Source organism: Anabaena sp. FACHB-595 (genome assembly GCF_048568275.1).
Taxonomy (GTDB): Bacteria; Cyanobacteriota; Cyanobacteriia; order Cyanobacteriales; family Nostocaceae; genus Trichormus.
Genome location: NZ_CP183473.1, coordinates 3,628,836 through 3,642,210, shown reverse-complemented (window position 1 = coordinate 3,642,210; position 13,375 = coordinate 3,628,836). Strand labels below are relative to the sequence as shown.

At 44.6% G+C, this 13,375-nt stretch carries 11 protein-coding genes; 5 read left to right on the top strand and 6 right to left on the bottom strand.

Going from position 1 to position 13,375, the window contains the following annotated elements; genetic code table 11:
- Positions 1-66: 66 nt before the first annotated feature.
- Positions 67-2,538, bottom strand: coding sequence for an ATP-dependent Clp protease ATP-binding subunit (locus tag ACN222_RS14980; protein ID WP_044521582.1), 2,472 nt, complete (start codon positions 2,536-2,538; stop codon positions 67-69).
- 502 nt (positions 2,539-3,040) lie between these two features.
- Positions 3,041-3,589: a ribosomal protein S18-alanine N-acetyltransferase gene (rimI, locus tag ACN222_RS14975; RefSeq protein WP_010997149.1), complete on the bottom strand. Its 549-nt coding sequence runs from the start codon at positions 3,587-3,589 to the stop codon at positions 3,041-3,043.
- A 92-nt stretch (positions 3,590-3,681) separates the two neighbouring features.
- On the opposite strand from rimI, the gene lysA reads away from it, so the two are divergent.
- From lysA to ACN222_RS14960, 3 genes are all read left to right on the top strand, one after another.
- A complete protein-coding gene (gene lysA / locus ACN222_RS14970) occupies positions 3,682-5,076 on the top strand; it encodes a diaminopimelate decarboxylase (protein WP_010997148.1) in 1,395 nt (464 codons plus the stop codon).
- A gap of 96 nt (positions 5,077-5,172) precedes the next feature.
- Positions 5,173-6,138, top strand: a complete 966-nt coding sequence (cdaA, locus tag ACN222_RS14965; RefSeq protein ID WP_010997147.1) for a diadenylate cyclase CdaA — start codon at positions 5,173-5,175, stop codon at positions 6,136-6,138.
- Positions 6,135-6,884 (top strand): isoprenyl transferase, encoded by a 750-nt coding sequence (locus ACN222_RS14960; RefSeq protein ID WP_010997146.1) that lies wholly within the window; start codon positions 6,135-6,137, stop codon positions 6,882-6,884. Before cdaA ends, ACN222_RS14960 begins: the two co-directional genes overlap by 4 nt.
- 107 nt (positions 6,885-6,991) lie before the next feature.
- Here ACN222_RS14960 and ACN222_RS14955 read toward each other — a convergent pair whose 3' ends face one another.
- Both ACN222_RS14955 and ACN222_RS14950 read right to left on the bottom strand, forming a co-directional pair.
- Entirely contained in the window at positions 6,992-7,264 is a 273-nt protein-coding gene (locus ACN222_RS14955) for a DUF3143 domain-containing protein (RefSeq protein WP_010997145.1), read from the bottom strand.
- Between the two features lie 6 nt (positions 7,265-7,270).
- On the bottom strand, positions 7,271-7,774 hold the full coding sequence (locus ACN222_RS14950; protein WP_010997144.1) for a J domain-containing protein: 504 nt from the start codon (positions 7,772-7,774) through the stop codon (positions 7,271-7,273).
- 183 nt (positions 7,775-7,957) lie between these two features.
- Here ACN222_RS14950 and ACN222_RS14945 point away from each other — a divergent pair, with 183 nt between their 5' ends.
- A complete protein-coding gene (locus tag ACN222_RS14945) occupies positions 7,958-8,827 on the top strand; it encodes a hypothetical protein (protein ID WP_010997143.1) in 870 nt (289 codons plus the stop codon).
- An 18-nt stretch (positions 8,828-8,845) separates the two neighbouring features.
- Here the strand turns inward: ACN222_RS14945 and ACN222_RS14940 are convergent, their stop codons facing one another.
- Both ACN222_RS14940 and dnaK read right to left on the bottom strand, forming a co-directional pair.
- Entirely contained in the window at positions 8,846-9,841 is a 996-nt protein-coding gene (locus ACN222_RS14940) for a DnaJ C-terminal domain-containing protein (RefSeq protein WP_190449581.1), read from the bottom strand.
- Positions 9,842-10,040: 199 nt separating this feature from the next.
- Positions 10,041-12,107 carry a molecular chaperone DnaK gene (gene dnaK, locus ACN222_RS14935; protein WP_010997141.1) on the bottom strand — a complete coding sequence of 689 codons (2,067 nt, stop codon included), beginning with the start codon at positions 12,105-12,107 and terminating at the stop codon, positions 10,041-10,043.
- 419 nt (positions 12,108-12,526) lie between these two features.
- On the opposite strand from dnaK, the gene ACN222_RS14930 reads away from it, so the two are divergent.
- A complete protein-coding gene (locus tag ACN222_RS14930; RefSeq protein WP_010997140.1) occupies positions 12,527-13,375 on the top strand; it encodes a M28 family peptidase in 849 nt (282 codons plus the stop codon).

The following is a 13,375-nucleotide window of genomic DNA, read 5'->3' as shown; positions in this document are numbered from 1 at the left end:
ACGGTAGAACGTTAATTGCTCTACCGCTTGCTAATTTTTATTTGAGAATCAAATCCCAAACTTTAACTATGACTCAACACCTTGGGGTAATAATTCCCGGCGTTGTTGAGAAGTAACTTGCACATTGCCGTTTTCATCAATATCAATGAGGGCGACATCGCCATCTTTGATGCGACCTGACAGAATTTCTTCTGCTAGGCTATCTTCTAACAAGCGCATAATTGCCCGACGTAACGGTCTTGCACCGTAGCTCGGACTGTAACCTTCTTCGATGAGTCGTCCTTTGAAGCGATCGCTTACTTCTAAAGTGATACCTTTTTCGGTGAGGCGACCAAACACTTCTTTGAGCATAATGTCCGCAATTTCGGTAACTTCTAGCTTGCTCAACTGACGGAAGACGATAATCTCGTCTAGACGGTTGAGGAACTCAGGACGGAAGTATTGCTTCAGTTCTTCGTTCACCAAGGAGCGAATGCGGTTGTATTGTGTTTCGGTTTGATCTTCGGAGAACTCGAAGCCGATACCACCACCACCTTTTTCAATTACCTTGGAACCGATGTTGGATGTCAAAATCAGCAAGGTGTTCTTGAAGTCTACGGTGCGTCCTTTCGCATCTGTTAACCGACCATCTTCTAAAATTTGCAGCAGCATATTGAAGACATCGGGGTGGGCTTTTTCGATTTCGTCGAACAGCACCACTGTGTAAGGACGACGGCGCACAGCTTCGGTTAATTGACCACCTTCGTTATAACCAACATAACCAGGAGGTGAACCAATCAACTTGCTGACGGTGTGGCGTTCCATGTACTCGGACATATCCAAGCGAATCATTGCTTCTTCGGAACCGAAGAAGTAGGAAGCCAAGGATTTCGCCAACTCGGTTTTACCAACACCAGTCGGCCCAGAGAAGACAAAGCTAGCAATGGGTCGGTTGGGATTTTTCAAACCGACACGAGCGCGACGAATTGCCCGTGAAACTGCTTTTACCGCATCTTCTTGTCCGATTAAGCGCTGGTGCAAGGTATCTTCCATGTGCAGCAGCTTTTCGGATTCAGATTCGGTGAGCTTGTTGACGGGAACGCCTGTCCACGAAGCCACGATGTGAGCAATGTCTTCTTCTGTAACTACAGGTTCTTGACCTTCGGTACCAGAAGCATTGGTCTTGCTTTGGGCGATCGCGCGGATTTCGGCTTTGATTTCCATTTCCCGATCGCGCAGTTCCCCAGCTCTGTCAAAGTCTTGGGAACGGACTGCATCATCTTTTTCTTTTAAGATTTGGCGCAGTTCTTTATCTAACTCTTTGGCTGCGGGGGGCAGCTGAGAGTTCATCAACCGCACGCGCGAACCAGCTTCGTCAACCAAGTCGATGGCTTTGTCTGGCAGATAGCGATCGCTAATATAACGATCAGATAATTTCGCCGCCGCGACTAAAGCTTCATCGGAGATTTTCAGCTTGTGGTGTTGCTCGTAGCGATCGCGCAAACCATATAAAATTTCTATTGTTTCATCGACGGAGGGTTCACCGACCATCACTGGCTGGAAGCGGCGTTCTAGCGCTGCGTCCCGTTCGATGTGCTTGCGGTACTCATCTAAGGTTGTCGCACCGATACATTGCAATTCACCTCTTGCCAAGGCTGGCTTGAGGATATTTGCCGCATCAATCGCACCTTCGGCAGCACCTGCACCGATGAGGGTGTGTACTTCGTCTATTACAAGTATTACATTACCCGCTTGACGAATCTCATCCATGATTTTCTTCAAGCGTTCTTCAAATTCACCCCGGTACTTGGTGCCTGCGACCAGTAGACCGATATCTAGAGTGACAACACGCTTATCTTCAAGGATGTCGGGGACATCTTTGTTAGCAATGCGTGATGCTAGACCTTCGGCGATCGCGGTTTTACCAACCCCAGGTTCACCAATCAATACGGGGTTATTTTTTGTCCGGCGACCCAAAATCTGAATCACTCGCTCGATTTCCTTGGCGCGTCCCACCACAGGATCAAGCTTGTTATCAGTTGCCATTTGGGTCAGGTTCGATCCGAATTCATCCAAAGTAGGTGTTTTGGTGCGTCCCGATTGCCCGGTCGCCGAAACCTCTGCTGTTTCTCCCAGCATTCGGATGACTTGAGTTCTAACTTTAGATAGATCCACCCCCAGGTTTTCTAGCACCCTGGCTGCCACACCTTCCCCTTCCCGGATCAGGCCCAACAGCAGATGCTCGGTGCCAATGTAGTTATGGCCTAATTGGCGCGCTTCTTCTAGGGATAGTTCCAGAACCCGCTTTGCCCGTGGCGTAAACGGAATTTCCACGGCCACAAAGCCTGAACCCCGGCCTATGATTTTTTCTACCTCAATGCGGGCATCTTTGAGATTGACACCCATCGATTTCAGCACCTTGGCCGCAACTCCCGTACCTTCCCCGATCAGACCCAAGAGGATCTGTTCGGTTCCGACGAAGTTGTGACCTAAACGGCGGGCCTCTTCTTGGGCCAGCATGATTACCTTAATGGCTTTTTCTGTGAAGCGTTCAAACATGGCATTTTTCCCATCACCTGCGTCGTGCCGGTACGCTGATTTTAGCACAGGCTAAGAGTTTGGATGTCTGTATCCAAAGATAATCAGCATCCAACAGCTATCACACAAGTTGATGGCTTGATTATTATTTGTTTATTACTGTCGCCCTGCCAACTTTACTGAGGAGTTTGAGTTTATCAGCATTTTTGGGCTTGAATAAAATACAAACGATTATTAAATTTGTGATTTTATTAAACGATCACAAATATTTATTATTAGCACAGATAGGCTACTCTAATCAAGAGTATCTCTAGTTAGATATGTTATTCAAAAGCAAGAATATTCTTCTATTAAATATTCTGATGATTTGATTTCAGGAAAAATAGATATTTTCTCATTAACTTAGTTGTTTTCCATATCGACAACTAGGTCGGGGTGTGTATTTGGGAGGAGGAGTAAGAAGAGCAGAGGGGGCAGGGGGAGCAAAGAAGAATTACTATTGACCCATGGCAACTGACAACTGTCAACTGACCAATGACCAAGAATATTTTTGCAGGTCATCTCGGATAATGGTTTCCCAGTGCGCCAATGTCTTTTGAAATTGGGGATATTGCAAGTCTGGAAGCCAGAGTATGAGGGCATCTTCACCATTATCTTGGTAATAAGCACGCCGCCTTCCTGCTGTTTGGAACCCAAACTTTTGGTATAAAGATATTGCGGCTAGGTTCGAGGCTCGGACTTCGAGGGTGGCTCTTTCTAAGCCGCGATCGCTAGCTGTTCTCAAGAGAAAATATAATAAAGCCTGTCCTAAAGCTTGACGGTGATATTGGGGATGAACAGCCAAAATTGTGATGTGGGCTTCTCCGACAATTGACCAAAAACACCCCATACCCAAAAGTTTGATGGAGGAAGTGGGGGAAAATAGACCGAGTAGATCGCTGTTGGGACTATCCAACTCTCTTTGGTAGCCCTCCATAGTCCAAAGTCCACCAAAACAGGCTTGATCTAGTTCGAGGATTGCACTTAAATCCTTTGAGGTGAGTGATTGAAGTTTTAATTTTGATGAGATCACTTTTATTTGGATAAGATTACAAACCCTTTGTAAACTGGGATCGGGACAGTTAATTCACGCCCGTAATTTGAACAAGGACAATTTATATAGTTATGGTATCGACTCACCCGGCTGGGGTTCAAGATGCTGGTACTCAGTATCTACCTCAAAGGCGCAACACAAATACAAATATTTCTCCCAACCAGGAACTTTTACCTCTAACTGCTAAAGCTAACAGTCAAGGAAACCTGGAAATTGGTGGGTGTGATGTCACAACTCTAGTTGAGCAGTTTGGTTCACCTCTATATATATTAGATGAAGAAACCCTACGCACAGCTTGTCAGCAATACCGGGATGGTTTCCAAAAATATTATCCTGGAGAATCTCAGGTATTGTATGCCTCTAAAGCATGGAATTGTTTAGCTGTTTGTGCGATCGCAGCCTCAGAAGGTTTAGGAATTGACGTAGTTTCGGGAGGCGAACTCTACACTGCTCTAGCTGCTGGTGTGAGTCCCGCTAAAATCTACCTCCACGGGAATAATAAATCTCGTGAGGAACTGGTTTTAGCAATTGAATCTGGTGTAACAATCGTTGCAGATAATTGGTATGAATTGCGTATATTGGCGAGTTTAGCCGACTCAGAAGAGCCAATCCGGCTCATGTTGCGCTTAACTCCTGGTATAGAATGTCATACTCACGAATACATTCGCACAGGACACCTGGATAGTAAATTTGGCTTTGACCCCAACGATTTGGCTGAGGTTTTTGAGTTTGTTAGCCAGCAACCAAATCTCAACTGCGTAGGATTACACGCTCATATTGGCTCGCAAATTTTTGAGCGCCAACCCCATCGAGATTTAGCTGCTGTCATGGTGCAGTGGTTAAGGGATGCGAATAAATATGGTTTGAATGTCACCGAATTAAATGTTGGTGGCGGTTTGGGAATTAAATATGTAGAATCAGACGATCCACCAAGCATTGATGAGTGGGTGAAGGCGATTTGTGAAGTAGTGCAAGCAGCTTGTGCAGCCGAAAACTTGCCTTTACCAAAGCTATTATCTGAACCAGGGCGATCGCTCATTGCTACCAGCTGCATCACCGCATACACTGTTGGCTCATCTAAAACAATACCGGAAATCCGTACCTACGTTTCCATAGACGGGGGTATGTCTGATAATCCACGCCCAATTACTTACCAGTCAGTTTATCGGGCAGTAATTGCCAATAAATTATCTGCCCCCCATACAGAAACAGTTACTATTGCGGGTAAGCATTGCGAATCAGGGGATATTCTGATTAAAAATGCCCAACTACCAAAAACTGAACCAGGCGATATTCTCGTAGTTATGGCAACTGGTGCGTACAATTACAGTATGGCCTCTAACTATAACCGCCTACCCCGACCGGCAGCAGTTGTAGTGGCAAATGGCGAAGCAAACTTAATTTTGCAACGCGAAACTTATCAAGACTTAATTCGGCAAGATTGTTTACCAGAAAGACTTAAATAGTCAGTGATCAATAGTCAGTAGTCAGTAGCTAAAAAAGACTGACTACTGGCATCTGACAACTGACAACTAACAAATGACTATTAGAATCCAGATGTCATGAGAGATTTAGGGAAGCAATGGCTGGCAAACCTGGGATGGTCACAGTCCTTGCTGCTTGGGACTCTGGATATTGTATTGGTGCTGGTGTTGACCTACATGATACTAGTGATCATTAGTGAGCGCCGGACTTTGTGGATGGTGCGAGGATTTATTGTTTTGATGCTGGCATCAGCGCTCAGTGGTAGATTTGGTCTACCACTGCTAAATTTTGTGCTGGAAAAATTAGTGATTGGCTGTGCTGTAGCAATGGCTGTTGCTCTCCAGTCAGAATTTCGGCGATTTTTAGAACAACTAGGGCGTGGTGAATTCCGACAATTATTGCAACCAGCCAATCTAACCATTCCCAAGTCTGATAGTGTAATTGATGAAATCGTGGAAGCGGTAAAGGAACTCTCGAAAAACCGAATTGGAGCTTTGCTAATTTTGGAAACCACTGGCCCCATCGACGAACGAGATTTTTCTGTGCCTGGAGTCAAACTCAATGCGGACGTTTCCAAGGAACTAATACAGACAATTTTTCAGCCAAAAACCCTATTACATGATGGAGCAACATTAATTCGTGGCTCAAGGATCGTATCTTCGGGTATAATTTTACCGCTTTCGGGACGCACAGCCTCACGCCAGTTGGGAACACGCCATCGGGCAGCAATGGGGATTACTGAGCGGGTCGAAAACTGTATCTGTGTCGTTGTATCAGAAGAGACGGGTTCTATTTCCTTAGCGGAAAGGGGAACTCTAAATAGACCCCTGACAATTAGGAAGCTGAAAGAGTCATTAGAAGCTCGATTGTCCCCGATAGTAGATCGGGAAGCCGTTGCTCCCGGCTTGTTCAGTTTGGGTCGTCAGATAGGTGATCAGACACTAGCACTGGTTTCACGTTTACCCGGTTTACCACGTCTTCGACGTGCCACGCGTAGTTTACTTCCCCGTAGGGATAAGACCGCTTCTCAAGATAAAAAATGACAATACAACAAACTGAACTGCAAGAATTGCCCCTGGATTTAAAACGAGAACTACTGCCCAAACACGTTGCAGTAATTATGGATGGCAATGGTCGATGGGCTAAACGTCAAGGTCTACCCCGAATTATGGGTCATAAGCGAGGAGTAGATGCCCTCAAGGATTTACTACGTTGCTGTAGAGACTGGGGGATTCAGGCGCTGACTGCTTATGCTTTTTCCACAGAGAACTGGAAAAGACCACAGGAAGAAGTAGAGTTTCTGATGACTCTGTTTCAAAGAGTTTTACGTCAAGAACTGCGGGAAATGGTCGAAGAGAATGTGCAGATTCAGTTTGTAGGAAATTTAACAGCTTTGCCGCGATCGCTGCAAGCGGAAATTTCCCGCTCTATGGAAGAAACTAAAAATAATCGCGGTATTCGGTTTTCTGTCGCCACCAATTATGGAGGAAGGCAGGAGATTTTACAAGCTTGCCGGGCGATCGCCCAAAAAGTTCAGCAAGGTCTACTACAACCAGATGAAATTAACGAAGAAGTATTTGAACGCCACTTATACACAGCCGGAATTTCCGACCCAGACTTATTAATCCGTACCAGTGGCGAAATGCGCCTCTCAAATTTCTTACTATGGCAAATGGCTTATGGGGAAATCTATATTACTGATACTCTCTGGCCAGATTTTGACCGTACAGAGTTTCATCGCGCCTTATGTGCATATCAGCAAAGAGAACGGCGATTTGGGAAAGTTTAGGGATTGGGGATTGGGAATTGGGGACTGGCGATTGGGGACTGGGGACTGGGGATTTATCCCTCCACTTCCCCTGCTTCCTCTACTCCCCCTGCTTCCCCATCTCTCTCTTACGGGCCAGAAAATACGGCTTGTTCAATATCTTCTCGGCTGAGGGAATATTTAAACGCGCGTTGAATATCTTGGCCGTTTTCCCCAGCTTGGACGTAGCGCACTACAATTTGCTCAACATCAAGCCAAAGTTCAGCTTGCCAACTGGGACACTGTAAACGCCAGCAGTGTAGTTGTGTATCATCTTGTTGACAACCTTGCTCCTTTAACCATTGTTCAATTTGGGGGAGAGGATGACTATATAAGGGCGTGTTAGCAGGAGGAAGAGACATAATAATTCAAAATTTGAAATTAGCCAGAACAGTTAATTGTGACAGATAAGAAATCGATTGTTGTATCGGTGGTGGAAAAAGTGCATCACCACGAAGAAAGGCAATGGTAATTGCCAGGAGTAGACAACCGACTAACGTTAAACCCAAAATAAATAAAGCAAATATTTCGCCAGGGGAGAGGGGGCGATCGCTTGCATCCAGGTAAGCGGATTTTGAGTAATCGTAAGAATAAGAGGCGGGACGATTCAAGTCGGATGGTGCTTGAATGACCCCAAAACGAGAATAGCCGATTTTTAAGTCGTAATTTAAACGCCTGTCTGGGTTACTCAGCGTGGCGTAGGCTTCATTAATTTGCTGAAATTGTCTAGTAGCAAGAGCAGCAGGCAATTCTGTAGTATCAGGATGATAACGCTTGCTCAGTTCCCGATAAGCGCGGCGGATATCGATTACCGATGCTGAGGGATGCAGTCCTAGCAGAGAATAATATGTAGGCTCACTGCTTTTTGGCATTGCACCGTTCTGATTCACGGCTGTTTGATTCACTTTGCAATCAAGTTTTTTCTAATATTCTAAACCTACCATTAGCAATAAATGTCAAACTTCCGTGTCTGAATCTCTTTATAGTGAAAGCTTCAAGCAGGGAGCTTCTTTAAGTTACGATAAATTTTATTGCTTGAGTGCGTTCACCACATAATGACTAAAGCCGCAGACATCAGCACCAAAAAATTAATCAGCCTAGCACCCAACAACTGGGTAAGATGGGTGACACAGCTTTCTGATGTTGTCGCTGGAGAAATTCTCAGTTCTGATTTTCAATGGATTAGCCGAGAGAGTGATGTTTTAATTCGTGTCACCAGTCCTGAATACGGTGAATTTTTAGTCCTCAACGAATTACAGTTACGCTATCAACCCCAAATGCCAAGACGGATGAGGGCTTATGCGGCACTGGCAGAAGAAAAGTATAATTTACCTACATATCCCGTTTTAATCAATATTCTCAAAACTAGTAACGAAGAAGTACCCACAAGCTTTACATCAAATCTTGCAGGATTACGGGCGATACAAGATTATCGAGTCATTAATCTTTGGGAAGTTGATGTAAATATTGCTTTCCAACAACCTTTACCTTCCCTACTTCCCTTTGTACCCCTTCTTAAGGGTGGTGAGAATGAGTTAATCATTCGAGAAGCGTTGCAAATGCTGCGTGCGGACGAACAACTCAATCAGTTAGAAACAGTCCTAGCTTTTTTTGCTACGTTTGTGTTAGAGAGTGCTTTAGTTCAAGAAATTATGAGGTGGGATATGGCTGTTTTACGTGAATCGCCTTGGTATCAAGAAATTTTGCGAGAAGGTGAAGCACGCGGTGAAGCACGCGGTGAAGCGCGCGGTCAACTGCTGGGATTGATGTCCGGTATTGAAACTAATTTAGAAGCAAAGTTTGGCCAAAACGGTTTAGAACTATTGCCACAAATTAGTCAAGTTGAAGATTTAGTCACTTTAAAGGAAATCTTACGCAAAATTGTTGCTGCCAAAACAATTGAAGAATTGCGGCAGATGCTGTAGTGTTATTGCTCACATACATTAAATTAAATCAGCGCGGGGTTTAAATGTTTCAATTTGCCGGAGTTTTTCGTAAAGTTCTTTTTCTTCTTGACTGATCGTTTTCGGGGTAAGTATTTGAATTTCTACTAATTGATCACCACGTTTACCGTTATCGCTGGGATAGCCTTTATTGGCCAGGCGGAATCTTTGACCAGACCTAACTCCTGGGGGAATGGTCATTTTTACGGGGCCGTCTAGGGTTGGTGCTTCTACCTGTCCTCCTAAGACGGCTTCGCTGGGAGTGACTGGTACTTGGCAGAATATATTAGTACCTTCTAGTTTAAATAGTGGGTGAGGTTCGACGGTAATTTTTAAGTAGAGGTCGCCGCCGCTTATGCCTTGATTACGCAGGCGGATGGTTTGACCTGTTACCATCCCTGGGGGCATTGTTACTTCTAGCGATCGCCCATCCTCTAAACGAATACGTTCATTACCCCCAGAATAAGCTTTTTCAAAGGGTAAGGTCAATCTTGCTTCAATATCCCGACGGGCTGGACGAGAGGGATTTTTGGGAACTGTATATTCAACTCGGCTTTTTGGCGAACGAAACGGATCGGTTGTCGTGTTGGTACTTGCACCATTTTTGCTATCTCTACGACTGCCAACACCGATAACTTGATTCAGAAAATCTTCAAAATTGGTAAACTGGCTGGGATCTACATTTTCATTACCGTTGCGTTCTCCATTACGACTATCTCCCCAAGCCTTGGATTTAGGAGTTTGTTTAGGAAAGCCTTTCTGTTTCCAATAACGGCTAAATTGGTCATATTGTGCGCGTTTAGTCGCATCGGAAAGCATTTCATAAGCTTCGCCGATGATTTTAAATTTTTCTTCTGCGTCTTTATTCCCCGGATTGAGATCAGGGTGATACTGTCTTGCTAACCGTCGATAATTCTTTTTAATATCTTCATTAGTAGCATCTTTCGTTACTCCCAAAATCTCGTAATAATCACGAAAATTCTGCAAATTCTGCATATTCATTTATTTAACTTTTAAATTTTAGTTTCTAGATAATTGTTACTAATTACCAATTACCAATTATCAATTACCAAATCCGCATTCAGGCAGAAGAGGAGATGGGAATCAATTCCTTAATTTTGTTGGCGTAGCCTTCTCTAGGAGATGCTACGCGATACCATAGGCTATTTTGAATTGATTCCTCCCTATTCCTCATCTATAGCCAATCATCATCATCGTCCCAATTATCCTGATAGCTGGGGCGGGGTGATTTACGAGGAGGGCGGCTGTTGTCATAGGAAGGACGACTGTCTCGTCCGTAATCTCTGCCATAGTCTCTGCCATAATCTCTGTTATTGTAAGCATCCCGTTCTCGATAGCTATCTCTGGGAAGGTCGCGTTCCTTGTCTTTATCGCCCACAAAGATGTCTTTGATCGTGGCAAATAAATCGTCGTCTTCGTCTTCAGCATAATACTGACGAACTTCTCGATTTAGCTCATATAGAGCATCTTGCAGATCGGCGTAGGCTTGGTCAATCCCGCGATCGTCATTTTCTTTGAGACTTTCCTTTAATTCCCGGCTAATATTATCAATGCGTTGGCGGCGATTACGAGCAAACTGCATCCCAAATTCTAAAGCAACTTCCCTTAGCTGGCGTTCTCCTTGGAGGATTAAGGCTTCAGAACGGGTACGTTTTTCTACCCTCTCTTTGCGTTCCCGGTCAACGTCAGCATATTTTTGGGCTTCCTGAATCATCCGGTTAACTTCTGATTCACTTAGGGTAGAAGCACCTTGAATGGTGATACTCTGTTCTCTGCCAGTGGTTCTGTCTAAAGCTGTTACCTGTAAAATCCCGTTGGCATCGATATCAAATGCTACTTGGATTTGGGGAATACCTCGTGGTGCAGGGGGAATGCCGTAAAGTTTGAAACGTCCTAGAGATTTGTTATCACCTGCCATTTCCCGTTCACCTTGGACTACGTGAATTTCCACGGAGTTTTGGTTATTTTCGGAAGTGGAGAAAATATCAGAACGGCGGACAGGGATGGTGGTATTGCGGGGGATGAGTTTTTTCATCACGCCACCGATCGCTTCCAATCCCAAAGATAAGGGTGTAACATCTAGCAGCAGCACATCTTTGAACTCTCCTGCCAGAATCCCCGCTTGAATGGCTGCACCCATCGCCACCACTTCATCAGGGTTGACATTTTCGCTGGGTTCAATGCCAATTAAGTCCCGCACCAGTTGTTTTACCATTGGCATTCTTGTGGAACCGCCAACTAGTACGACTTCTTCAATATCATCAGGTCTGAGTCCGGCATCTTTTAGCGCCCGTTTCACGGGGTTACGGACGCGTCCTAATAAGTCAACACATAAACCTTCAAACTGGGAACGCGTCAGCCTGGTTTCTAAGTGTTTGGGGCCGTCTTCTGTAGCAGTGATGAAGGGTAAGTTAATATCAGTGATGCTGACAGCCGAGAGTTCGATTTTAGCTTTTTCCGCCGCTTCCATCAAACGTTGCAAAGCTTGGCGATCGCGTCTTAAGTCTACACCTTCTGTCTCTAAAAATTGCTCTGCCAACCAATCGACAATTTTCTTATCAAAGTCATTCCCACCTAGTTGGGTATCGCCACTGGTGGCTTTGACTTCAAATACTCCATCCCCGACTTCCAAAATCGATACATCAAATGTCCCGCCACCCAAGTCAAAAACTAAGATGGTTTCCGTATCACCCCGGTCTAACCCATAAGCTAAAGACGCTGCTGTCGGTTCGTTGAGAATCCGCAACACTTCTAAACCGGCAATTCTGCCAGCATCGCGGGTGGCTTGTCTTTGGGAATCATTGAAATAAGCTGGTACTGTAATTACTGCCCCTGTAACTGCTGACCCTAAATAAGCACTGGCATCATCTGCCAACTTTTTCAGCACCATTGCCGAAATCTCTTCGGCGGAAAATTCCTTATTGAGACGAGGACAGGCAACTTTAATATTGCCAACTTCATCTTTGCGAATTGTATAAGGTACACGCTTCGATTCTGGGCTAAGTTCGTTATACCTGCGCCCGATATAGCGTTTTACGGCAAAAAATGTATTTTGAGGATTGAGGACTGTTTGTCGCCGTGCCATTTGCCCAACAACCCTTTCACCATCTTTGCTGAAGCCAACGACCGAGGGGGTTGTTCGCATTCCTTCTGCATTGGCAATCACCACCGGCTTGCCACCCTCCATCACGGCGACTACTGAGTTGGTTGTACCCAAGTCGATGCCGACTACCTTGCCCATGCCTTACTCTTCTCCTACTGTGTCTTACTATATATATTATGATTGGGCAGAACTACCTCTAGCTTTGTGCTACAGGGTAAACTTGCCTCAATGTTATAACAGTCATCATTAAGGCAAAAAATGGAAGAATTATAGCTTGAGGATTTAGTTGCAAGACTAGGATAACATTGACGATGCTTAGTATGTTCTAGCCGTTGTAAATGTTGTAGCCTCATCTGTGAACTTCATTACATCTTCAAGTTGGGAAATCCACCCTTACCTTAATTGCTATGTGTGGCAGTTGTCAGTTGTTAATTGTTAGTTGTTTTTGCATAAGCTTCAATACACTAACCCAAAAGTGTGTGAACTTAGTATATGAAAGCCACTGACTAATGACCACTGACCACTGACAAAATTGATATTACAACTGTTCTAAACACTTGAATTTAAAAGCAAGATTACACAATCACCTAACACACGTAGCACGAGAACGTGATCCTTATCTAGCGACGGCTGGACATTTCTTTGTCCAAGAATACATTCGCCAAGAATTTGCCCAGTGGGGAAGTGTGGAAATCCACACCTTTCAAGTAGGCAATAAATCTTTTAATAATCTCATCCTCAATTTGCCGTCCCAATCTACAGGGAAAAAACAGGAGCTACCACCTATTTTAATTGGCGCACACTATGATGGTGTACCTGGAACGGTAGGGGCTGATGATAATGCTACAGGCGTAGTAGTTTTATTAGAATTAGCGAGAAAGTTTGCGACTACACCAGCCAAATATCCTTTGCGATTGGTGGCGTTTGATATGGAAGAATATGGCTTGCTGGGTAGTACTGATTATGCAGGCTTATTACGTCAACAACAGCAGCCGTTACGATTGATGATGTCACTAGAAATGTTGGGATATCGGGACTCTACACCCGGTTCGCAGAGATATCCTGCACCATTAGAAAAATTTTACCCTAATACAGGTGATTTTATTGCTTTAATTGGTAATTTACGCACTATCCCCGACTTAATCGGTATGAGTCGCAATATCCGCAAAGCTGGGGTATCAAGCCAGTGGCTACCAGTCCCAAAGCGGGGTTTGATTGTTCCCCAAACCAGATTAAGCGATCATGCACCGTTTTGGGATGCAGGTTATCCAGCAATTATGGTGACAGATACAGCCTTTTTGCGGAATCCTCACTATCATCAAGCTAGTGATGCGATCGCTACTCTCGATTTAGATTTTCTCACAAGTGTGTGTGAAGGCTTGGAAATAAGTATCCGACGGCTGTGA

Excerpts from the sequence above, each read along its gene's own strand:
- ACN222_RS14950 (WP_010997144.1), bottom strand. The coding sequence starts at position 7,774 with ATGCCAAAAAGCAGTGAGCCTACATATTATTCTCTGCTAGGACTGCAT.
- ACN222_RS14955 (WP_010997145.1), bottom strand. The coding sequence starts at position 7,264 with ATGTCTCTTCCTCCTGCTAACACGCCCTTATATAGTCATCCTCTCCCC.
- ACN222_RS14945 (WP_010997143.1), top strand. The coding sequence starts at position 7,958 with ATGACTAAAGCCGCAGACATCAGCACCAAAAAATTAATCAGCCTAGCA.
- dnaK (WP_010997141.1), bottom strand. The coding sequence starts at position 12,107 with ATGGGCAAGGTAGTCGGCATCGACTTGGGTACAACCAACTCAGTAGTC.
- cdaA (WP_010997147.1), top strand. The coding sequence starts at position 5,173 with ATGAGAGATTTAGGGAAGCAATGGCTGGCAAACCTGGGATGGTCACAG.
- ACN222_RS14960 (WP_010997146.1), top strand. The coding sequence starts at position 6,135 with ATGACAATACAACAAACTGAACTGCAAGAATTGCCCCTGGATTTAAAA.
- ACN222_RS14980 (WP_044521582.1), bottom strand. The coding sequence starts at position 2,538 with ATGTTTGAACGCTTCACAGAAAAAGCCATTAAGGTAATCATGCTGGCC.
- ACN222_RS14940 (WP_190449581.1), bottom strand. The coding sequence starts at position 9,841 with ATGCAGAATTTGCAGAATTTTCGTGATTATTACGAGATTTTGGGAGTA.
- lysA (WP_010997148.1), top strand. The coding sequence starts at position 3,682 with ATGGTATCGACTCACCCGGCTGGGGTTCAAGATGCTGGTACTCAGTAT.